Below are 21,487 nucleotides of genomic sequence, written 5' to 3'. Positions count from 1 at the left end.
GGGAACTCTCTCAGTTGTCGTCGAAATCGGTGGCACGGGTGGTGGTTTCCCACTCCAGCAACTCGACACGGACCGAATCCAGGTGTCCGAGAATGGCGTCGACCGCGTCGGAGCCGAGCGGCAGCCGCAGCGGGGTCTTGTCGGCGGACAGTGCGGTCCGGATGGCAGCGGCGGCCTTGGCCGGGTCGCCGGGCTGGCGGCCGTCGCTGGTCTCGATCATGCGGCGGGTCCCGCCGACGGTGTCGGCGTAGGTGTCGGTCTCGGCACTGAGCGTGGCGGCGCCGGGGCTCATCAGGCCGGTGCGGAAGCCGCCGGGCTCGACGATCAGCACCTTGATGCCGAACGGCCGCACTTCGTCGGCCAGAGCCTCGGAAAGGCCCTCGAGCGCGAATTTCGTTGCGCTGTAGGCGGAGAAGCCGGCGAAGGACAGCTGACCGCCGAAGCTGCTCATCATCACGATCGCGCCGCTGCGCTGCGCGCGCATGTGCGGCAGCACCGCGCGGGTGAGGGCGGCGGGACCGAAGACATGCAGGTCGAACAGTTCGCGCAACTCGGCGTCGGTGGTCTCCTCGACGGCGCCGACCTGGGTGCGACCCGCATTGTTGACCAGGACATCGATACGCCCGTGCCGGGCGACGACATCGGCGACGACCTCGTCGATGCGCGCGGTGTCGGTGACATCGAGGGCGATGGTCTCGAGCTGATCGGGGTGCGCGGCGACCAGATCATCCAGGGCCGTGGTGCGGCGGGCGACAGCGACGACGGTGTCGCCCGCCGCGATCGCCGCCTCCGCGATGGCACGGCCGAAGCCGCTGCTCGCGCCGGTGACCAGCCAGATCTGCGGGATGCTCATCAGATTCTCCTCTGCCCGTTGATATTTCGCCGTCGATACTTCCGCCGTGCCGAGTGGGCGTCCAATATCCCTTGTGATAACCAAGGGTTATGGATGTGCACGGGCGCGACCTCCGCTACTTCGTCGCGGTCGCCGATCAGCTGAACTTCACCGCCGCTGCCGACGCGCTGTACGTCTCGCAGCCCGCGCTCAGCAAACAGATCCGCAAGCTCGAAAGTCAGCTCGGTGCGGCGCTGTTCGTGCGTGACACCCGCTCGGTCGCGCTGACTCCGGTCGGCGAGGCGTTGCTACACCAGGCTCGCCGGGTCCTCGTCGCCTGGGAAGCGGCGGAGTCCGCGGTCGAATCCGCGAAGGCCGCCCAGCGGGCCGGGCTGTCGATCGGGATAAGTACCAGCCCCGGTCGCGGCATCCTGCCTGCGGTGCGCTCTCGATTCGCCACCGCGTTCCCCGACGCGAAACCTGTTCTGCGCCAAGTGAGCTGGGACGATCCGACAGCAGGCCTGGCCGACGGGTCCACCGATGTCGCCTTCGTCTGGCTTCCGCTGGCCGATGGCGACCGCTACCGATGGCTGGTCGTGGCCACCGAACCGCGGCTCGTCGCACTCCCGGAAACGCACCACCTCGCGGCGCGCGACAGCATCGCGTTCACCGAGCTCCTCGACGAGCCGTTCCTGGCGCTACCGACCTCGGCGGGCGTGCTGCGCGACTACTGGCTCGCCCTCGACGAACGCGCCGGGCGTCGGCCGGTCATCGGAGCCGAGGTGTCGAGCACCGAGGAGACCTACGAAGCCCTGGTCAACGGGGACGGCGTGGTCCTGGTCGCCACGGGCAACGCGCCGCTGATCGCCCACGACGGTGTGGTGACCCGGCCGGTGACCGGTCTGCGCCCGGCCGAACTCGCCCTGGCGTGGCGGCACGACGACCATCGTCGGCTGGTGCGTGGGTACGTCGAAGCGTGCGTGTCGGCCACCGGGCACCGCCACCGGCCCTAGTGCCGCCGTCCCAAGCGGTCCGGGGTCGTCGCTGACGATTCGCCGTACTGGCCACCGGCGATACGACCGCGTTCGCACCGACGGGGTGTCGATCCGGTGGCGTGATGTAGGCGGTGATGTGGCGGCGATTCACCCGATGGCCCGCTGCCCCAGCGCGATCCGCAGCTGGCCGAGCAGCACCCTCGCCGCTGGGCCGCCGGGACGGTCGGTGCGCCAGGCGATGGCGAGGCGGCCGTGGATTCGTGGTTCGACGATGGTGAGTGCGCGCACGCCGAACGCGGTCGCCTCGGCGGGGGTGAGCGCGGGGACGATCGCGGTGCCGAGGCTCCGGGCGGCCAGCCGGAGCAGCAACGGGGGAGCGGCGGCCTCGAAGGCGATGTGTGGGGTGAAACCGGCTGCGGCGCATGTGCGTTCGAAGACCCCGCGCAGTCCGGTCCCGGCCGGCAGGCAGATGAGCCGCCGATCGGTCAATGCCGCCAGGGTGATCGTGCCCGCCGACTCGGCGGGGTCGGCCGGTGCGTCGAGTGCGACGGCGGCGACGAGTGGCGTCTCCAGGATCACCTCCAGGCCGATGCCGGGATTCGTTGCGGCGCCGGTCAATCCGACCAGGGCGATGTCGAGTTCGCCGCGTTCGAGTGCGGCCAGCATCCGCTCGGCGGTGTCCTCGGTGAGGCTGATGCCGACCCGCGGGTGGTCGTGGTGGAAATCGGCGAGCACGCCGGCGACATCGAATTCCTCGGTGGCCGCACCGGAGATCACCCCGAGCCGCACGTGCCCGCGCAGCAGTCCGGTGAATTCCTGCACGGTCTCGCCGATCCGGTCGGCCGCGGCCAAGGCGGCCCGCGCGTGTTCGAGCACGGCGGTCCCGACCTCGGTGGGCGTCACGGTGCGGGCGCCACGGTCGAGCAGGCGCTGGCCGAGCTCGCGCTCGAGCTGCCTGATCTGGGCGCTCAGGCCCGGCTGCGTCAGGTGCAGCCGCTCGGCCGCCCGTGTGAAGCCGCCCTCGTCGACCACGGTGACGAAGTACCGGAGTTGCCGCAGTTCCATCCGGCTATTCTAAATCCTTGCCATAACGACCTGTTATCGCAGTGAGAAGAACTATCTGTTGTACTTCTGGTAGGCGCGGCGGCACAGTCGATGGCATGACCGAGAACGCAACGCAGACCATCGATTCCCTCCGCTTCACCGGCCCGGTGTTCACACCCGGCGACGCCGGTTATGCCGAGGAGGTCGCCGGGTTCCAGACCGCCTACACCCACCGTCCCGCGCTGGTCGTCGGCGCGGTCCACGCCGAGGACGTCAGGTCGGCGGTGGAATACGCTGCCCGGCAGCGACTTCCGGTGGCGGTGCAGGCGACCGGGCACGGCCTCTCGGTGGCCGCGGATCGTGGCGTGCTGATCACCACCCGCCGGATGGATGCCATCACGATCGACCCGCGGGCCCGCACGGCCCGTATCGGTGCCGGGGTGCGCGCGGGTGCGCTGGTCGAGGCCGCGGCCCGGCACGGGCTGGCGCCGCTCAACGGTTCCTCGCCGTCGGTCGGCGTCGTCGGATACGTGCTCGGTGGTGGCCTCGGGTTGCTGGCCCGTGAATTCGGTTATGCCGCAGACCATGTGCGCTCGATCGACCTGGTGACCGCCGACGGGCGTATGCGCACCCTCACCCCGGCCGACGAACTGTTCGGCGCGGTGCTCGGCTCCGGTGGCAATTTCGGCGTGGTGACCGGCCTGGAGTTCGACCTCGTCCCCGTCACCGAGGTCTACGGTGGCCAGCTGATCTTCGACACCCCGTTGGTCGACACCGCGCTGGAGACGTGGCGGGAATGGACCGCGACTGTGCCCGAGGCTCTCACCTCCACCGTCGCCGTGGTCACCTTCCCCGACCTCGCGCCCGTGCCGGAACCGCTGCGCGGCAGGCATGTCGCCTCGATCCGCATCGCCTTCCACGGCCCGGCCGAGGAGGGAGAACGGCTGGTCGCGCCGCTGCGGGCGCTCGGTGAGCGCCTGCGCGACTCCGTGCGCGCCATGCCCTACACCGAATCGCACACCATCCACAGCGACCCGGACTTCCCGCACGCTTACGCCGCCACCAACGCGCTGCTCACGGAGCTCACCGCCGAGGGGCTCGCCGCGCTGCGCGGCCTGACCGCACCCGGCGGACCGGTCGACGCGGTCGTCGACATTCGTCACCTCGGCGGGGCGTTGCGCCGGGGCACCGGCGTCGCGGTGGATCACCGCGAGGCCGAGTACGCCGTGCGGGTGATCACCGACGCCGGCGTGGGTGACGCCGCACCCGCCGGACTGGCCGCGGTACGAGAAGCCTTGGCGCCGTGGACTGTCGGGCACAGCCTCAACTTCCTCTACGGCGCAGGCGCGGCGGCGGACGCGGCGCAGACCCGGGCGGGTTACGCGCCTGAGACCTACGCCGGGCTGGTCGCGGCGAAGTCGAAGTACGACCCGCACAACATGTTCCGGTTCAACCGCAACATCGCACCCACCGGCTAGCTGCTTGTCCGGACTTGTGAACCGCGGCCGCCATCTACTATCTTAGTGATATCACTCAGATATCTGGAGGATGTCATGGAGCTGCGGTCCGCATTCCGCATGAACGGGTTCGTCGTCTTGCTGGGATGGCTCGTGTTCACCCTGTTGTTCGGTGGAGCCGCTGTGCTGGCCTTCATCTTCGCGGCGCAGCACGGCGGTGGTGTCGTAGCCTGGGCGGGCGCGATCGCCGCGGTGCTCGCCGTGGTGGTGGTCGCGCTGCTCGCCACCGGGCTGATCATCGTCAACCCAAACGAGGCCAAGGTGGTCACCTTCTTCGGCCGCTACATCGGCTCGGTCTCCGATCCCGGCTTCTACTCGGTGGTCCCGCTGACCGACCGCAGGTCGATCTCGTTGCGGGTGCGCAACTTCGAGACCCAGAAGCTGAAGGTCAACGACGCCGACGGCAACCCGGTCGAGATCGCGGCCGTCGTCGTCTACAAGGTGGTCGACAGCTTCAAGGCCGCCTTCGCGGTCGACGACTACGAGGAGTACGTCGAAACCCAGTCCGAGGCGGCGGTCCGGCACCTGGCCACCACCCACCCCTACGACGCGCACGACGACGCCCGCACCAGCCTGCGTGACGGCGCCGAGGTGGCCGAGGAGCTCACCGTCGAACTGCGTGAGCGCACCCTCACCGCGGGCATCGAGGTCATCGAGGCCAGGATCACCCACCTCGCCTACGCCCCGGAGATCGCCCAGGCGATGCTGGTCCGTCAGCAGGCCGCCCAGGTCGTCGCCGCGCGGACGCAGATCGTGGAGGGCGCGGTCGGCATGGTCGGCCTTGCCCTGGACCGCCTCGCCGCCGCGGGCATGGTGGAACTCGACGAGGAACGCAAGGCCGCGATGGTCTCGAACCTGCTCGTCGTCCTCTGTGGCGACCGCGCCATCCAGCCGGTCGTGAACACCGGATCCCTCTACGCCTGACGGTGCCATGACCGCGCCGAAGAAGGAACCCAAGAAGATCCTGCTGCGGCTCGACCCGGCCGTCCACGAGGCCATCGCCAAGTGGGCGGCCGACGACCTGCGCAGCGTCAACTCCCAGATCGAATACGCCCTCCGCCTCGCCCTCACGCAGGCGGGACGAAATCCCAAGCGGGACTGAGCTTGTGACCGCGGATCGCACGTTCCTCGGGTGCGCCGACGGCAGTGAATCCGGCCGCATCCAGATGCGTATTCAGTTGGGCAGGAGTCAGCGCCGTTTACGGATCAGCATGACGCCGTCGCCGATGGTCAGTGTCACCACGTCGACTCTGTCGTCGGCCAGTACATGATCGTTGAATTTTCGGACAGCCCTGGTGGATTGGTCGAACGGTGGTTCGGCAACGGTGCCGAACCACAGCACGTTGTCGGCAACCAGCTGGGCGAGCACGTCGTCGAACAGATTGGTGTGTCCGTTGACGTAGCTCATCAGGCTCTCGGTCATTCGGATGGTCTTCATCGCACGCCTCCGCGGGTTGTCTTGTCGGGCATCCAGTTGCTGTGGAATCCGTCGGCGGCCGGGCTGCCTCCGACGAGCGATTTCATGGTGTGCTCCTCGCCGCGATTCAGGACAGGACCGAGCTCAGGTACAGCGACAGCAACGCGATGCCCTGCAACCCGGCTCGCGGGTTGATCACCGAATCCCAGGTCTGCTGCAGCGCACGCGCGTCCGGCGGGACCTGGTTCGCTTCGGCGGCGGCGGTGAGCCGCGCGTTCACCGGAGCACTGATCCGGCCGTAGATGCCGAACCACACGATCAGCGCCGCGACGGCGACGAAACCCGCGACGACGGAACCGATTCCCCGTCCGGTCAGAGCACCCGTCACCGCGGCGGCGAGTGTGGTGATCAGCCCGATCGCGCCGGGGAACTTCAACCGTTGATCGCCATAGAGGTGGATGTAACCCATTGCGGCGGTGAGTACTCCGTCACCGACGCGGGTCATGGCTGCGCGCTGGACCACCGCGCAGAACACGTCTGTTCCGTAGATCACGGCTACCGCCAGAATCGCGATTCCGGCGAGGACTTGATGTGCCACGACAGCTCCCGTTGGTCGTTGCTGAATATTCTAGCTATGGTAGATGTTCTAGTCGGGCTATGTACAGTTGTGTTGTTAGAAGAGTTAGCTGCGCTAGCGTTGTGGGCATGACGGTGCGTGAGAGACGGGAACGAGAGCGGGCGGGCAGGCATCGGCTGATCGTCGATACGGCCCGCGAGCTGGCCGAGGCGCAAGGCTGGGGGGCGGTGACCGCGCGCAGGCTGGCGGAGGCGATCGAGTACAGCCAGCCGGTGCTCTACAGCCATTTCGCCGGAATGGAGGCCATCGTGCAGGCGGTGGCGCTGCAAGGATTCATCGAGCTGGCGGACGCGCTCGCGGGGGTGCGGGCCCGGGGTGGGTCGCCCGGCCTGCAGTTGCGCGATATCGCACACGCCTACGTCGAGTTCGGGGTTTGTCAGCCTGCCCTCTACGACGCGATGTTCGTCCGTGTCACCGAGATTGCCTTCGGAAGTCCGCAGACGCCGGAACCGTTGCTGCGCGCGTTCGCCGAGCTGCGGGGCGTGATCGAAGAGCTACCGGGCGAACGCGATCCCGAAGTCGATACCGAGGTCTTCTGGAGTGCGGTGCACGGTTTGGTCTCCCTGGCGCGCAGCCGCCGGATCCGCACCGACGAACGTGGGCAGCCGCTGGATGTGCTGCTGAACCGGCTCAGCCGGATGTGGGCGCTACGGGTGAGCTGAACAGGCGGGTCAGATCGGCGAGCAGGATCCGGCCGCGTTCTCCGCCGCCCTTGATGCGACCGTCGAGCACCAGCCCGACCAGCCCGTGCAGGTGGGCCCACAGCAGATCGGCGGCGGCGTCCTCGTCGTGGGCCCACTCGGGCAACTGCGGGCCCCCGGCGGCGGGCCCCGCGGCAACCGCTCTGCGTAACGCCTCGAAACACGCGCGCGCGGGAGCGGGCGCGTCGGCAGTGCCGAACGGCACCTCCGGCAGGGTGTGCATGAGTCGGTAGAGGTGCGGGTCGGCCATGGCGAACTGCCAATACGCCACGGCGGTCGCCGGTAGCAGGCCGCCTTCGCGCTGCTGGATCGCCGGGCACTGGGCGCGATCGAGGTGATGGGCGAGCTCGGTGAATCCGACTTCCACCAGATCCAGCAGCAGTGCGCGCTTGCCGGCGAAGTACTGGTAGACGATCGGCACGGTGTAGCCGACGCGGTCGGCGATCGAGCGCATGGTGATGCTGTCGAAGCCGTCGGACTCCGTCGCGATCGAGCGAGCCGCGGTCAGCAGCTCGGCCCGGAGTTGCTCGCGGGCCTCGGCGCGTTCGCAGGCGGTTCCCTTGATCCGCTTTCCTTCTCGGGGCACGTCGCTACTCCTCGGTCATTTTCTAACAAGGGTAGACAATGCTGCGCCGCGACCCTACAGTCAATTTCTAACGTTGATAGAAATCGGCGTACACCTAGTTGAGGAGCACTCCATGCGAGTTCTTGTTACCGGCGTATCGGGCACCATCGGCAGTGCGGTGGCGCGTGCGCTGCGCGGGCGCGGGCACACCGTCGTCGGTACCGTGACCGCGTCCGACCGTCCGGTGCCCGAGGGTGTCGAGCCGCTCGTCGCCGACCTGTTCGACCCGGGCGCGCTGTCCGCCGCCGCCGCGAATGTCGATGCCGCCGTCCATGCCGCGTCGAGCAATGACGAACGCGCCGGTGAATTGGACGGGATCGTCGTCGAGTCGCTGCTGTCGGCTTTCCAGGGCGCCGGCAAGGCGCTGGTCTACACCAGCGGCCTGTGGCTGCACGGCAATACCGGTGACACCCCGGCTACCGAGCTCTCACCCTTCGCGCCGCCGATGGTGGTCTCCTGGCGGCCGTCGGCGGAGCGGATCCTCGCCGACGCCGCCGCCGAGCGTGGTGTGCGCACCGTGCGCATCCGGCCCGGCCTGGTCTACGGCGGCGGCCGAGGCTACGTGCCGATGCTGCTGAGCCCGCAGGAGGATGCGGACGGCGCCCTGATCCGCCACTTCGGCGACGGCTCCAACCGCTGGTCGGTGGTGCACGCCGACGATCTCGGTGAGCTCTACGCCCTGGCTGTGGAGTCCGCGCCCGCCGGCTCGGTCTACCTGGGCACGAACGACGATTCGGTGGTGGTCCGCGACGCGGCGAAGGTCGTCGCCGACCGGGTGGGCGCTCGGGTCGAGCACTGGGATCCCACCGAGGCTCAGCAGTATTGGAGCGTCATGGTCGAGGCGTTCATGCTCGACCAGGTCGCCACCTCGGCCAAGGCTCGGACGGACCTCGGCTGGGTGCCGTCGCGGCCGGGTCTGCTCGAGGATCTCGTGGCGAACTGATCCACTGCGCGGCCGGAACCTGGACTGGCCTCGGCGATCTCACCGCCGCCGGTGCGCGATCACGTCGCTCACCCAGTAGCGCTGACCGAAGACTGCCGCAGGGTGAGCGCCGACCTCGACAGAGCACCGACCGGCGTCAGCTGACACCGAGGACGCGGGAGAGAAGGCGGTGGCGGGTGCGGGTGGCGGACTTGGCGAGGATGGCTTTCACGTGGTCGTTGACCGTCTGTTCGGAGAGGACGAGTTCGGCGGCCAGTTCGCGGGAGTCCAGGCCGGTGGCGAGCAGGGTGAGGACCTGGGCTTCGCGGGTGGACAGGCCGTTGGCTCTGGCGAACAGGTCGAGGCGTTCGATGGCGGTGCTCGGTGCCAGGGCAACGGCGATGTCGTGGTCGCCGATGCGGTCGGCCTTCACCGTGACCCAGCGGTTGCCGCCCAGGTGGATGCGGGAGGTGGCGGGGCCGACCGGAGCACCGGCTTCGGCGGCAAGGAGGGCGGCGCCCGCGTTGCAGACCGACGCGGGGACCGGGGGGAGCGGCTCGTCGGGTGGGAGCAGGCGGAGCAGCGCTTCGGCGGCGGCCGCGGTGTGGGGGCGCACGCGCAGGGTGCCGTCGAGGATCACCACCGCGGGATCCGGTGGCGGGAGCTGGGCGCCGGATTCGACGAACGTGGCGCCGACGGTGCGGCGCAGACCGACGGTGACGATGGCGGTCAGTGCGGTGAGGCCGGTGAGTTCGGTTCTGGTGAAAGGGGATTCGTCGACGCGGAGTAGTTCCAGGAATCCCCAGCAGCCGTAGCGATCGGCGAAGGTGATGGTGGCCGAGTCGGTGATGCCGAGCTCGCGCTGGGCGGTGCGCCACAGGAGTGAACGATCCGGATCGCCCTCGGTGGCGTCGAGCAGGGAGTGGGCGCCGGTGCCGCGCAGGGTGTCCCAGCGATTGAGCGGGGTGAGATAGCGGGCCCGGATCAGCTCCGGCAGCCGGGCCATGTCGAGCCCGGGGACGTCGGCGAGCGGCGCCGTCGCGACCGCGGTGACGGGGTCGGTGAGCGCGAAGACATGGCCGGCGAAGGGCATCGACAGCTGTATCTCGGCCAAGACGAGCTCACGCAGTCGTTTGGCGGAATGATCCGCGCGGGCCAGGCGGCTCACCCGGTCGGCCAGGGCGCTCGGCACCGGCCCAGTCTACGGCGAAACCCAGGATCAGGGATGTCGCGCGGTGGTGATCGGTCACGAATCATCGCCGGCCGACTTGGTCGAAGAGCGCGTTCGGGCCCGAACGACGCGCACTACCCCGTACGGGGACAACCGAACTGGTCCGCGCCGGTAAGTTGGATCGGTGCCCATCTCGTTCGACATTCCTGGAATGCAGCAGTTGGACAACACGACCTGGGGGAATCCGGCCACTCGTGATGTCGTCGCGTTGACCTATGTCAACGGCACGCCCGACCTGCCCGCCCGGCTGCACGATCTGCCGCGGCTGCGCAGGCGGCTGGCCGAGCATCATGCCCGCACCGGCTGTCTGATCGAGGCGTTCGTGGTGTGGGTCGACCGGCTGCCGGCGCTGCTGCGGGTGGAGAAGACGCAATTGCCCGGCCCGCGCGGCGAGCTCGTTTTCGCGGCGTCGATCGTGGTGCCCAAGGATCGGTGCTCCGCGGTGTTCCAGATCATCTGCCCCGAGACCGGGGTGCCGGGGCTACGGGAGTCCTCGATCGGCGCGCAGGTTCACCGCAACGAGATGTGCCCGCCCCACCCGTACGCGCCGGGTCTGCGTGGTCGATTGCCCTATCTGCTGTCCGACGACGTGCGTTTCGACGCGGTGTTCCCCGATCACGCCCTGACCAGGGCCCGCCGCTGGATCGCCGAAACCGTGCCCAACGTGCGGGTCGACCCCGCCTTCGCGGCCCTGCCCGAGTTCTAGGCGCCCGGCTTCTCGGTGACGAAGATGGCGGTGCCGGGGAAGATCTCCCCGCGCAGCGGCGACCACTGACCCCATTCCCGGTCCAGCCACTCCGGCCAGTCGGGTTCGACGATGTCGAGCAGGGTCAGGCCCGCGCCGACGATCTCGCGGACCCGGTCGCCGATGGTCCGATGGTGCTCGACATAGGTGGGGACGCCGTCGCCGTCGACCTCTACATAGGGCGTGCGGTCGAAATAGGGGATCCGCGCGACGAGGCCGTCCTTGCCCGGATCGTCGGGGAAGATCCAGCGCATCGGATGGTTCACCGAGAACACCCAGCGCCCGCCCGGCCGCAGCACCCGCGCGACCTCGCGCATCACCAGCGCCGAATCGGCGACGAACGGGACGCCGCCGAAGGCCGAACAGGCCAGGTCGAAGGACTCGTCGGCGAACGGCAGCGCCTCCGCGCCCGCCTGGACCAGCGGCACCCGCGGCCCACCCTGCTCCATCGCGGCCACCCCGCGCTCGAGCATGCCCATCGAGACGTCAAGGCCGACCGGATGCGCGCCCTGACCGGCCAGCCAGCGCGAACACGGCGCGGAACCGCAGCCGATCTCCAGCACGGTCTTGCCGGTCACCTCGCCGAGGAAGCCCATATCGCCCTCGTGCAGGCCCTCGGGGCACCACACGAACTCGCCGCCGGGGGAGTCGACACCGAGGAAGTCGGCGTGGGTCTGGTGGTACTGGTCGGCATCGGCGTCCCACCAGCGCCTGCTCGCGCGCTCGCTGGCCGCGGAACCGATCTTGGTTCGGGTGGTCGCTGTGGTTCCCAGCAGCGCGTTGGCCTGCGCGTGGCGTTCGTCATCGGACACGGCGACCAGGGTATCGGCGTGGCGCGAGGGGTGGTTTGCCCGGCTGGACCGAGGTCGCGTACGCTGAGGCACGCGAGTGTCTTTCGAGGAACGCTGTGCGCCGGGGTTGAATGCGTACAGTATCCGATGACGGAGTCGCCCGTGCTGAGTTTGATCAGCAGCAAGTGCGGCGGTCCGTGCGATACTTTCTCAGTATCCTTCGTCGCCTCGTCGCGGTGATCTCGCAGCGTACCGAAAGTTCCAATGTCCGCAACCGACCACAATCCGTCCGGAGCAAATCCACATATGCCCACCACCGTCACCTCGCCGCAGGTAGCCGTCAACGACATCGGCTCCGCCGAGGATTTCCTCGCCGCCATCGACGCCACGATCAAGTACTTCAACGATGGCGACATCGTCGAGGGAACCATTGTCAAGGTCGATCGTGACGAGGTCCTGCTCGACATCGGTTACAAGACCGAAGGCGTCATCCCCTCCCGCGAACTCTCCATCAAGCACGATGTCGACCCCAACGAGGTCGTTTCCGTGGGCGATGCGGTCGAGGCCCTGGTTCTCACCAAGGAGGACAAGGAAGGCCGCCTGATCCTGTCGAAGAAGCGGGCGCAGTACGAGCGCGCGTGGGGCACGATCGAGGAGCTCAAGGAGAAGGACGAGGCCGTCAAGGGCACCGTCATCGAGGTCGTCAAGGGCGGCCTGATCCTCGACATCGGCCTCCGTGGCTTCCTGCCCGCCTCGCTCGTCGAGATGCGTCGTGTCCGCGACCTCCAGCCGTACGTCGGCAAGGAGATCGAGGCCAAGATCATCGAGCTCGACAAGAACCGCAACAACGTGGTCCTGTCGCGTCGCGCCTGGCTCGAGCAGACCCAGTCCGAGGTCCGTTCCGAGTTCCTGCACCAGCTGCAGAAGGGCCAGGTCCGCAAGGGTGTGGTCTCCTCGATCGTCAACTTCGGTGCCTTCGTGGACCTGGGTGGCGTCGACGGTCTGGTGCACGTCTCCGAGCTGTCCTGGAAGCACATCGACCACCCGTCCGAGGTCGTCGAGGTCGGCAACGAGGTCACCGTCGAGGTTCTCGACGTCGACCTGGACCGCGAGCGCGTCTCCCTGTCGCTCAAGGCCACCCAGGAAGACCCGTGGCGTCAGTTCGCCCGCACCCACGCGATCGGTCAGATCGTGCCGGGCAAGGTCACCAAGCTGGTTCCGTTCGGTGCGTTCGTGCGCGTCGAAGAGGGCATCGAGGGCCTGGTGCACATCTCCGAGCTGGCCGAGCGCCACGTCGAGGTCCCGGACCAGGTCGTCGCCGTCGGCGACGACGCGATGGTCAAGGTCATCGACATCGACCTGGAGCGTCGCCGGATCTCGCTGTCGCTGAAGCAGGCGAACGAGGACTACCACGCCGAGTTCGACCCGTCGAAGTACGGCATGGCCGACAGCTACGACGATGCGGGCAACTACATCTTCCCCGAGGGCTTCGATCCCGAGACCAACGAATGGCTCGAGGGCTTCGACAAGCAGCGTGAAGAGTGGGAAGGCCGCTACGCCGAGGCCGAGCGTCGCCACAAGATGCACACCGCTCAGATGGAGAAGATGGCAGCCGACGCTGCCGCCGAGGCCGCCAACGGCGGACCCGCCTCGGGCAACTACTCCTCCGAGAGTGGCAGCTCGCAGGCCTCCTCCGGCCCGGCCGAGTCCGCCGGCGGTTCGCTCGCCAGCGACGCCCAGCTCGCGGCTCTGCGGGAGAAGCTCTCCGGCAACGCCTGATTCGGGTAGAGCAGTACCGAAGGCCCTGGTCCACACGGACCGGGGCCTTCGGCCTTTTCCCAGGTCGGTGGGGTAGTGTCGGCGCGATTGCTCCATCCCCTGCTCGGGAAAGGCGCTCCACCGACATGAGTTCTGGTCCCTTCGCCGGTCTCAACCGGCGACAGTTCCTCGCCAAGGCGATGGCGGCCGGCGCCGTGGGAACGCTTGCCTCCTGGGCGAATCCGATCATCGACCGCGCCTTCGCCGCCGACCCGGCCGGGATGGGCGGGCTCGGTGACATCGAGCATGTCGTCCTGCTCATGCAGGAAAACCGGTCCTTCGACCACTATTTCGGCACCCTGCCGGGAGTGCGTGGTTTCGGTGAGGCGTCCGCGTCGTGGCGCCAGTACGGCTGGTCGCCCGGAATCGGTCCCACCGCAGACGGTTTCGTCGAACCGTTCCGGCTCGACACCACCCGGGGCGCCACGCTCGACGGCGAGTGCATCAACGACCCCGACCACACCTGGCCGGGCATGCACAAGGCGTTCAACGACGGACGCAACGACGGCTGGATGCCGATGTCGGTGGCCTCGGTCGGACCGGCCAACGCCCCCGCCGCGATGGGTTACTACCTGCCCGAAGACATTCCGATCCACACCGAGCTGGCCCAGGCGTTCACCCTGTGCGACAACTACCACTGCTCGGTGCTCGGCCCGACCGATCCCAACCGGCTGTACTGGATCAGCGCCACCATCGATCCCGACGGTCAGGCGGGCGGCCCGCTGGTGGAGACGCCGCTGCTCATCCCCAAGAACGTCTACAGCTGGCGCACCTACCCGGAGAACCTGTCCGAGGCGGGGGTGAGCTGGAAGGTCTACAGCAATCGCGATGCCGGACCGGCGTCGTCGATGATCCTCGACGGCATGATCGGCTGCTTCACCCAGGCCGCCGACCCGAATTCCGAACTGGCCCGGCGCGGCATCGCGCCGGTGTACCCCAACGACTTCCAGGCCGACGTCGCGAACAACACGTTGCCCGCGGTGTCGTGGGTGGTGCCGTCGGTGCTGCACTGCGAGCATCCGGCGCTGCCCGCGGCATTCGGCGCGGTCGGGATCGTGCAGCTGCTCGACATCCTGACCGCGAACCCGGCGGTGTGGGAGAAGACCGCGCTGATCATCAGCTACGACGAGAACGGCGGTTTCTTCGATCACGTCGTCCCGCCGACCCCGCCACCGGGAACGGCCGGAGAATTCCTGACCGTGCCACTGGACCGGGTGCCCGCGGCGGGCGGCATCGCGGGGCCGATCGGCCTCGGCTACCGGGTGCCCTGCCTGGTGGTCTCGCCCTACAGCCGCGGTGGGCTGGTCGCCTCGCAGACCTTCGACCACACCTCGCAGCTGCGGTTGCTGGAAACCCGGTTCGGGGTCGAGGTGCCGAACCTGACCACGTGGCGGCGCGGCGTCACCGGCGACATGACCTCGACCTTCGATTTCGCGGCGGCGCCGAACTCCGCCAAGCCGGTGCTGCCCGATCCGCGTCCCAAGGCGGACGCGGCGGCGGTGCAGTGCGGTCCGAACATCGCGGCGGGCACCCTCGGGCACGGAGTGCCCTATCCGGTGCCGCCGAACGCGATGCCGTCGCAACAGCCGGGGAGCAGGCGCGCGCCGAGCGGGCTGGTCGGGGTCTGAACGCCGGACGGGCCCGCGCTGTCCGAGCGGGGATCAGCTCGCGGCGGCGGGCACCCAGTAGCCGGCGGCCATACTGGGGCGTTTGCGCATCGCGGCGAAACTGTGTCTGGCGGGGAAGACCAGGGCGGTGAACCAGGAGCGTCGATATTCGGCGAGAGTCGCTGCGACGGCAGGGTATTCGATGCAGTGCACACCGCCGGGCATGCCCAGGCGGTGGCGAGCCGTCCGGTGGTCTCTGGTGCCCATGATCATCCTTCGGTAGCTGGAGCTTGGCCTTCTCGCCTCGGCGAACATTAATCCACCCGACGCGCCCGGCCTCGGATTTTGCGCCGGTCGGCGCGTGGGCGTGTCGGAAAGAATCCGACGGACCGGACCGTGGCGCGACGCCGTCTGCGAGACTGGGCGCCATGTTGCGGATCGGCCTCACCGGAGGCATGGGAGCGGGTAAATCCACAGTGGCGCGGACCCTGGTCGAGTGCGGGGCGGTGCTGATCGACTCCGACGCGATCGCCCGCGAGGTCGTCGCGCCCGGCACGCCGGGTCTGGCCGCGCTGGTCGAGGCGTTCGGCGCGGGCATCCTCGCGGCCGACGGCAGCCTGGACCGGCCCGCGCTGGCCGCGGTGGCCTTCGCCGACGACGAGTCACGGGGCACGCTCAACGCCATCACCCATCCGCTGGTCGGTGCCCGCACCGCCGAGCTGATCGGCGCCGCGCCCGCGGACGCGATTGTCGTGCAAGACATTCCGCTGCTGGTGGAGAACGGGCTCGCGCCGCTGATGCAGCTGGTCCTTGTCGTCGGCGCCGAGGTCGAGACCCGGCTGCGCAGGCTGGTGGACCATCGCGGGGTCGCCGAGGCCGACGCGCGGACCAGGATCGCCGCGCAGGCCACCGACGAACAGCGGCACGCGGTCGCCGATGTCTGGCTGGACAACAACGGCGCCCCCGAGGTCGTCGAGGCGCAGGTGCGGGCGCTGTGGGCGGACCGGCTGGTGCCGTTCGAACGCAATCAGCGCGAAGGGGTGCGGGCCAGGGCCGGTTACCAGCTGGTGCCCGCCGACCCGGAATGGGGCGCCAAGGCGCGGCGGATCATCGCCCGGCTGCACCTGGTGTGCGGCGCGTCGGCGGTGCGGATCGACCATGTCGGATCCACCGCCGTGCACGGCCTGCCCGCCAAGGACATCATCGACATCCAGGTGACGGTGGCCGATATGACCACCGCCGAGTCGCTGGCCGACGCGCTCGCCGGCGCCGGGTTCCCGCTCGCGCCCCAGGCCACCCACGACAACCCGAAGCCGACTCCCGGTGACCCCGACGGCACGGACCTGGCTCGCTGGGGAAAGCGCCTGCACGGCAACGCCGATCCCGCGCGCCCGGCGAACATCCATCTGCGCGTGCAGGATTCGCCCGGACAGCGGTTCGCGCTCGACCTGCGCGACTGGCTGCGCGCCGACGCGGATGCCAGGGACGCGTACCTGGCGGTCAAGCGTGAGGCCGAGCAGGCGGCCGCGGGCAAGGCCGGTGACGCGGCGGGCGAGGCGTACTACGCGGTGAAGGAACCGTGGTTCGACGCCGTCTATCCGGTGGTCACCGAGTGGGCTCACGCACGCGTCTGACCCGAGATCAATCTGTTAAACATCAATGTTTCAAAAAGCGGCCGAGGGTCGTCGCGCGCTGTGTACATTGTGCCGAGTCACCAGGCGGTGACTCGGTTCACAGGGAAGTTGTAGCGCGTATGACAACACATCATCGTCGGTTCGGCCGTGCGGGCTTCGGTATCACCGCATTCGGCGCCGTCGCCGCCAGCATCGTGCTGGCCGCCCCGCAGGCCTCGGCCTGGGTCGGCAACCTGACTGTGGCGGGCAGCGACCACAAGGTCGGCTGCAGCTACAAGCTGACCGCCAGCGTCGAGGTCGACCGGCTGACCTCGGTGAAGTTCACCGACAACGGTGTCGACATTCCGGGCAGCCCGGTGTCGCCGTCGCTGCTCTCCGGCACGGTGAGCATCACATGGAAGCCGACCACGGCGGGTCAGCACAAGCTCGAGGCGCGTCAGCTGCTGATCAGCGACTCGATCACCGTCACCGTTGGTGAGGCCGCCGCGACCGGCAGCGCGGGCTGCGGCGGCGGACTGGCGGATCTGTTCCCGAGCTTGTCGGCAGGCTGATCCGATCGGCGACCGCCCGGAACTTCTGCCGAAGGTCCGGGCGGTTTGTCGTTTCAGCGCCAGGTCAGGGTCATGCCGCGGGTGGCGAGCCAGCCCTCGAGCGAGTGGCCGTGCGCGGCCATCCCGTCGATCGCCGCGGTCGCGTGCTCGATCGCGGCCCGGGATTGCGCCGCGTCGAGCAGGCCGTCGGCGTGGGCGGCCAGCAGCTCGTCGACATCGACCAGTTCGACCTCGCGGCCCGTGCGCACCAGCAGATCCAGGTAGTGGTCGACCGATTTCCACAGCGTGGCCGATTCCCTGGTGAACGCGCCGACGTCGACGTAGACGTCCTGCCACTGATCGGCACCCGGGTTGTAGTGGAATTTCGTCGCGCGCAGCGACAGCTCCGGCAGCACCCACGACTGCAGGTAGTGGAAGTTCGGATGATCGGAGTGGCGGCCCATGTACAGGCCCCACGGTTCCTCCCGGTAGACCTCGACCGGCCGGACGAACCCCTTCGGATCGGTGTTCGTCCGTGCCGCGACGTCGAAGTACTCGACCTTGGGTGGATGCACGTGCACGGTGGATGCCTGCGTCATGACCGGAAAATCTACCGGTGAGCGGGCCTGCCCGCTCACATCCAGGTCAGGGTGATCTCCCGCGAGCGCAGCCACCGCTCGACATCGTGGTCGTTGGCGGCGAGGCCGTCGAGGGCGGCCGCGGCCCGCTCGAAAGCGCGATCGGCCTTGGCGGTGTCGACGTGGCCAGCGGCGTGCGCCGCCAGCAGCTCGGCCGTGCCACGCAGAGTCGCCGACCGGCCGCGGCGGACGGCGATGTCGAGGAAGTAGTCGGTGGCCTTCCAGCGCTTGGGCCCGACCTGGACGAACTCGACGATGTCGAGGACATAGTCGTGGCTGCGGTGGTCGCCGCGGCGATCGTGCGCGATGGTGGCGCGGACGGCGGGGCCGGGCAGCAGCCAGGACTCCTCGTAGCGGCCACGCGGCCGGTCGACGGTGCGGGCGAGGTACACGCCCCACGGCTGCACCTCGTACCGGTCGACGGGCCGGATGTAGCCCTTGGCATCGGTGCTGGTGAGCTCCGCCACGTCGAAGTACTCGACCCGGAGGCGACCGGGCGGCGGCGCGGTGGGAGTCGCGGCGGGCGGCGGCTGCTGGCCGCGGATCTCCCGCGCGAAGTATCCGGCGAATCCGGTGACCGCCGGAGCCGCGACGAGCAGAGGAAGAAGTGCGCTCATGGCCTTGTCCTTCACCACGTGCCGATGATCAGCTCAGGGTACGCCCGGATGTGCGTCGCGCACCGTGTCTGCCGGACCACATCGCTGTGAATATCCTTGGGACATGGGACTTTTCGGACAGCGCCCCGGAATGCTCCGAAGTAGCCATGGCGCGGCTGGGTGATCGCCGGTACAGGCCGGACCAGGCGATGCGGTCGCGAGCGCGTGATCGCCACGATGCTGCGGGCCGCGAGTGGCGCGGCGTTCGCGCGGGTGAGCGGATTTCCCGATGAGCAGAAGTTCACCGGAAAGACACCGTGGCGGAGGGCGGTGGCTCGGCGTGGCGCAGGTGTGTCGCCGGATCGGGGCCGGTGAGCAGGCTGTCCGCGCGACTTGTCGGTGGTCGGGCCTAATCTGGAGTGCATGGCATTCGCAACCGAGATTCCGACGGAAGGGTATGAGGAGCGGGGGCACCCGCTGGCTCATTCCGAGCACCGGCCCGTCGGCACCATCGAGCGTGCGGGCGGACAGTTCGAGGTGGTCAGCGAGCACAAGCCCGCGGGCGACCAGCCTGCCGCCATCGCCGAGCTGGAGCGGCGGATCACCGCGGGGGAGAAGGACGTCGTCCTGCTCGGCGCCACCGGTACCGGTAAGTCGGCGAGCACCGCCTGGCTGATCGAGAAGCTGCAGCGGCCGACGCTGGTGATGGCGCCGAACAAGACCCTCGCCGCGCAGCTGGCCAACGAGCTGCGGGAGATGTTGCCGCACAACGCGGTCGAGTACTTCGTCTCGTACTACGACTACTACCAGCCCGAGGCCTACATCGCCCAGACCGATACCTACATCGAGAAGGACAGCTCGATCAACGACGACGTCGAGCGGCTGCGGCACTCGGCGACCTCGAGCCTGCTCTCGCGTCGCGACGTCGTCGTGGTCGCCTCGGTGTCGTGCATCTACGGCCTAGGTACCCCGCAGTCGTACCTGGATCGTTCGGTGCAGCTCGATGTCGGCGGCGAGATCGACCGCGACGCGCTGCTGCGCCTGCTGGTCGACGTGCAGTACACCCGCAACGACATGGCGTTCACCCGCGGCTCGTTCCGGGTGCGCGGCGACACCGTCGAGATCATCCCGTCCTACGAGGAGCTCGCGGTCCGCATCGAGTTCTTCGGTGACGAGATCGAGGCCCTCTACTACCTGCACCCGCTCACCGGTGACGTGGTCCGCCAGGTCGACTCGCTGCGCATCTTCCCGGCCACCCACTACGTGGCGGGCCCGGAGCGGATGGAACGCGCGGTCGGCGACATCGAGGCCGAATTGGCCGAGCGGCTGGCCGAGCTCGAGAAGCAGGGCAAGCTGCTCGAGGCGCAGCGGTTGCGCATGCGCACCGAGTACGACCTCGAGATGATCCGCCAGGTCGGGTTCTGCTCCGGCATCGAGAACTACTCGCGCCACATCGACGGCCGCCCGGCCGGGTCGGCGCCCGCCACCCTGCTGGATTACTTCCCCGATGATTTCCTGCTCGTCATCGACGAGTCGCACGTCACCGTGCCGCAGATCGGCGGCATGTTCGAAGGGGACATGTCGCGCAAGCGCAACCTGGTCGAGTTCGGCTTCCGGTTGCCGTCGGCGGTCGACAACCGCCCGCTGACCTGGGAGGAGTTCGCCGACCGGATCGGCCAGGCGGTGTATCTGTCCGCGACGCCGGGTCCGTACGAGCTCGGCCAGGTGGGCGGTGAGGTCGTCGAGCAGGTCATCCGCCCGACCGGCCTGGTCGACCCGCAGGTCGTGGTGAAGCCGACCAAGGGCCAGATCGACGATCTGGTGCACGAGATCCGCCAGCGCACCGAGCGCGACGAGCGCGTGCTGGTCACCACCCTCACCAAGAAGATGGCCGAGGACCTCACCGACTATCTGCTCGGCCTCGGCGTGCGGGTGCGCTACCTGCACTCCGAGATCGACACCCTGCGCCGCGTGGAGCTGCTGCGCCAGCTGCGCCTTGGCGAATACGACGTGCTGGTCGGCATCAACCTGCTGCGTGAGGGGCTCGACCTGCCCGAGGTGTCGCTGGTGGCGATCCTCGACGCCGACAAGGAAGGGTTCCTGCGGTCGAGCACCAGCCTCATCCAGACCATCGGCCGCGCGGCGCGCAACGTCTCCGGCGAAGTGCACATGTACGCGGACAAGATCACCGACTCGATGCGGCACGCGATCGACGAGACCGACCGCCGCCGCGCCAAGCAGGTCGCCTACAACGAGGCCAACGGCATCGACCCGCAGCCGCTGCGCAAGAAGATCGCCGACATCCTGGACCAGGTGTACTCCGAGGCCGACGACGAAGTGGCCGTCGGTGGTTCGGGCCGCAATGTCAGCCGCGGCAGGCGCGCCCAGGGCGAGCCGGGACGCGCGGTCAGCGCCGGCATCTACGCCGAACGCGATGTGAAGTCCATGCCGCGCGCGGAACTGGCCGACCTGGTCGCCTCGCTCACCGATCAGATGATGAACGCGGCACGGGAGCTCCAGTTCGAGCTGGCGGGCCGCCTGCGCGACGAGATCGCCGACCTGAAGAAGGAACTACGCGGCATGGACGCCGCTGGTCTGAGCTGACCATGCTCACCGGACCCCCACGGGTTTTCGGCCGCCTCGCGTTCGAGGAGCGAGACGGAACGCCGCAGGCGCAGTATCGCTCCTCGAACGCGAGGCACAAGGGGCCGAAAACCCCGCGGCGCCAGCCGCTAGTTCGACTCAGCCATCCATGCGGCGATCCGGCGGTCGGCTTCCTCACGCGACATCTCCTCGATCCGGGTGATCACCGCCCACCGATGACCGAACGGGTCGATGACCACCCCGAACCGCTCGCCGTTGACGAAGGTCTGCGGTTCCTCGGCGAGGCGGGCGCCATGGGCGATCGCGCGGGCGATCACGGCGTCGACGTCCGGGCAGTAGTGCACGATCGAGGTGTGCACCCAGTCCTCGGGCGCGCGAACGTTGTTGTCGGGTATGGGCATTCCGAGCTGGATGGTCGAATCGCCGATCAGCAGTTCCGCGTGCGCGGGCTGCCCGTCGGCCAGATCGGCCCGGCTGAGCACCTTCGCGCCGAAGACCTCGGTGTAGAAGCCGATGGCCGCGTTGCCGTCCGGCACGGCCAGGAAACAGGTGATGGAGTGGTAGCCCTCCGGGATGGGCGCAACGGGATTGGTCATGTCTTCG

23 protein-coding genes are annotated in these 21,487 nt (G+C 68.8%); 12 read left to right on the top strand and 11 right to left on the bottom strand.

The genetic code is table 11. The features are described from left to right. Window positions 1–10: 10 nt before the first annotated feature. Entirely contained in the window at window positions 11–853 is an 843-nt protein-coding gene (locus tag ACWF82_RS13445; protein WP_452500973.1) for an oxidoreductase, read from the bottom strand. A gap of 89 nt (window positions 854–942) precedes the next feature. On the opposite strand from ACWF82_RS13445, the gene ACWF82_RS13440 reads away from it, so the two are divergent. Further along, entirely contained in the window at window positions 943–1,845 is a 903-nt protein-coding gene (locus ACWF82_RS13440) for a LysR family transcriptional regulator (protein WP_452500971.1), read from the top strand. Between the two features lie 129 nt (window positions 1,846–1,974). On the opposite strand, the gene ACWF82_RS13435 is transcribed toward ACWF82_RS13440, so the two are convergent. After that, complete coding sequence (locus tag ACWF82_RS13435) at window positions 1,975–2,892, bottom strand: LysR family transcriptional regulator (protein WP_452500969.1); 918 nt, start codon at window positions 2,890–2,892, stop codon at window positions 1,975–1,977. A gap of 95 nt (window positions 2,893–2,987) precedes the next feature. On the opposite strand from ACWF82_RS13435, the gene ACWF82_RS13430 reads away from it, so the two are divergent. From ACWF82_RS13430 to ACWF82_RS13420, 3 genes are all read left to right on the top strand, one after another. Beyond that, the gene (locus ACWF82_RS13430; RefSeq protein ID WP_452500967.1) at window positions 2,988–4,349 is read left to right on the top strand and encodes an FAD-binding oxidoreductase; all 1,362 of its coding nucleotides are present in this window, start codon (window positions 2,988–2,990) and stop codon (window positions 4,347–4,349) included. A gap of 75 nt (window positions 4,350–4,424) precedes the next feature. Beyond that, complete coding sequence (locus tag ACWF82_RS13425; protein WP_452500965.1) at window positions 4,425–5,312, top strand: SPFH domain-containing protein; 888 nt, start codon at window positions 4,425–4,427, stop codon at window positions 5,310–5,312. 7 nt (window positions 5,313–5,319) lie between these two features. Further along, on the top strand, window positions 5,320–5,490 hold the full coding sequence (locus ACWF82_RS13420; protein WP_452500963.1) for a toxin-antitoxin system HicB family antitoxin: 171 nt from the start codon (window positions 5,320–5,322) through the stop codon (window positions 5,488–5,490). A gap of 87 nt (window positions 5,491–5,577) precedes the next feature. On the opposite strand, the gene ACWF82_RS13415 is transcribed toward ACWF82_RS13420, so the two are convergent. Together ACWF82_RS13415 and ACWF82_RS13410 are read right to left on the bottom strand one after the other, a co-directional pair. Then, entirely contained in the window at window positions 5,578–5,826 is a 249-nt protein-coding gene (locus ACWF82_RS13415; RefSeq protein WP_452500961.1) for an O-methyltransferase, read from the bottom strand. 106 nt (window positions 5,827–5,932) lie between these two features. After that, a complete protein-coding gene (locus ACWF82_RS13410; protein ID WP_452500959.1) occupies window positions 5,933–6,403 on the bottom strand; it encodes a DUF1772 domain-containing protein in 471 nt (156 codons plus the stop codon). A gap of 107 nt (window positions 6,404–6,510) precedes the next feature. On the opposite strand from ACWF82_RS13410, the gene ACWF82_RS13405 reads away from it, so the two are divergent. After that, the gene (locus ACWF82_RS13405) at window positions 6,511–7,104 is read left to right on the top strand and encodes a TetR/AcrR family transcriptional regulator (RefSeq protein ID WP_452500958.1); all 594 of its coding nucleotides are present in this window, start codon (window positions 6,511–6,513) and stop codon (window positions 7,102–7,104) included. Here the strand turns inward: ACWF82_RS13405 and ACWF82_RS13400 are convergent. Further along, window positions 7,073–7,729 carry a TetR/AcrR family transcriptional regulator gene (locus ACWF82_RS13400; protein WP_452500956.1) on the bottom strand — a complete coding sequence of 219 codons (657 nt, stop codon included), beginning with the start codon at window positions 7,727–7,729 and terminating at the stop codon, window positions 7,073–7,075. The two genes, ACWF82_RS13405 and ACWF82_RS13400, sit on opposite strands and share 32 nt — an antisense overlap. 112 nt (window positions 7,730–7,841) lie before the next feature. Here ACWF82_RS13400 and ACWF82_RS13395 point away from each other — a divergent pair, with 112 nt between their 5' ends. Further along, window positions 7,842–8,711: an NAD-dependent epimerase/dehydratase family protein gene (locus ACWF82_RS13395; protein WP_452500954.1), complete on the top strand. Its 870-nt coding sequence runs from the start codon at window positions 7,842–7,844 to the stop codon at window positions 8,709–8,711. Window positions 8,712–8,847: 136 nt separating this feature from the next. Here ACWF82_RS13395 and ACWF82_RS13390 read toward each other — a convergent pair whose 3' ends face one another. Further along, the gene (locus ACWF82_RS13390) at window positions 8,848–9,882 is read right to left on the bottom strand and encodes a helix-turn-helix transcriptional regulator (RefSeq protein ID WP_452500952.1); all 1,035 of its coding nucleotides are present in this window, start codon (window positions 9,880–9,882) and stop codon (window positions 8,848–8,850) included. 190 nt (window positions 9,883–10,072) lie between these two features. Here ACWF82_RS13390 and ACWF82_RS13385 point away from each other — a divergent pair, with 190 nt between their 5' ends. Further along, window positions 10,073–10,627 (top strand): hypothetical protein, encoded by a 555-nt coding sequence (locus ACWF82_RS13385; protein ID WP_452500950.1) that lies wholly within the window; start codon window positions 10,073–10,075, stop codon window positions 10,625–10,627. Here ACWF82_RS13385 and ACWF82_RS13380 read toward each other — a convergent pair. Further along, a complete protein-coding gene (locus ACWF82_RS13380) occupies window positions 10,624–11,478 on the bottom strand; it encodes a class I SAM-dependent methyltransferase (RefSeq protein WP_452500948.1) in 855 nt (284 codons plus the stop codon). The two genes, ACWF82_RS13385 and ACWF82_RS13380, sit on opposite strands and share 4 nt — an antisense overlap. A 285-nt stretch (window positions 11,479–11,763) precedes the next feature. Here ACWF82_RS13380 and rpsA point away from each other — a divergent pair, with 285 nt between their 5' ends. Together rpsA and ACWF82_RS13370 are read left to right on the top strand one after the other, a co-directional pair. Next, complete coding sequence (rpsA, locus tag ACWF82_RS13375) at window positions 11,764–13,236, top strand: 30S ribosomal protein S1 (RefSeq protein WP_189034021.1); 1,473 nt, start codon at window positions 11,764–11,766, stop codon at window positions 13,234–13,236. A gap of 125 nt (window positions 13,237–13,361) precedes the next feature. Next, complete coding sequence (locus ACWF82_RS13370) at window positions 13,362–14,903, top strand: phospholipase C (protein ID WP_452500946.1); 1,542 nt, start codon at window positions 13,362–13,364, stop codon at window positions 14,901–14,903. 33 nt (window positions 14,904–14,936) lie between these two features. Here the strand turns inward: ACWF82_RS13370 and ACWF82_RS13365 are convergent, their stop codons facing one another. Further along, window positions 14,937–15,149: a hypothetical protein gene (locus tag ACWF82_RS13365; protein ID WP_452500945.1), complete on the bottom strand. Its 213-nt coding sequence runs from the start codon at window positions 15,147–15,149 to the stop codon at window positions 14,937–14,939. A gap of 161 nt (window positions 15,150–15,310) precedes the next feature. Here ACWF82_RS13365 and coaE point away from each other — a divergent pair, with 161 nt between their 5' ends. Beyond that, window positions 15,311–16,516, top strand: coding sequence for a dephospho-CoA kinase (coaE, locus tag ACWF82_RS13360; protein WP_452500943.1), 1,206 nt, complete (start codon window positions 15,311–15,313; stop codon window positions 16,514–16,516). 119 nt (window positions 16,517–16,635) lie between these two features. Then, the gene (locus tag ACWF82_RS13355) at window positions 16,636–17,067 is read left to right on the top strand and encodes a hypothetical protein (RefSeq protein WP_378853664.1); all 432 of its coding nucleotides are present in this window, start codon (window positions 16,636–16,638) and stop codon (window positions 17,065–17,067) included. A gap of 53 nt (window positions 17,068–17,120) precedes the next feature. Here the strand turns inward: ACWF82_RS13355 and ACWF82_RS13350 are convergent, their stop codons facing one another. Then, complete coding sequence (locus ACWF82_RS13350) at window positions 17,121–17,621, bottom strand: DUF402 domain-containing protein (protein WP_452501143.1); 501 nt, start codon at window positions 17,619–17,621, stop codon at window positions 17,121–17,123. Between the two features lie 59 nt (window positions 17,622–17,680). Then, window positions 17,681–18,301: a DUF402 domain-containing protein gene (locus ACWF82_RS13345; RefSeq protein WP_452500941.1), complete on the bottom strand. Its 621-nt coding sequence runs from the start codon at window positions 18,299–18,301 to the stop codon at window positions 17,681–17,683. A 402-nt stretch (window positions 18,302–18,703) separates the two neighbouring features. Between ACWF82_RS13345 and uvrB the strand changes: the two genes are divergently transcribed. Next, entirely contained in the window at window positions 18,704–20,884 is a 2,181-nt protein-coding gene (uvrB, locus tag ACWF82_RS13340; RefSeq protein ID WP_452500939.1) for an excinuclease ABC subunit UvrB, read from the top strand. A 128-nt stretch (window positions 20,885–21,012) separates the two neighbouring features. On the opposite strand, the gene ACWF82_RS13335 is transcribed toward uvrB, so the two are convergent. Then, complete coding sequence (locus ACWF82_RS13335) at window positions 21,013–21,480, bottom strand: VOC family protein (RefSeq protein WP_452500937.1); 468 nt, start codon at window positions 21,478–21,480, stop codon at window positions 21,013–21,015. Between the last annotated feature and the right edge of the window lie 7 nt (window positions 21,481–21,487).

The organism is Nocardia sp. NPDC055053, assembly GCF_053608285.1.
Note: the sequence above shows the minus strand (reverse complement) of the source record. Positions and strands in the feature narration are given on the sequence as shown.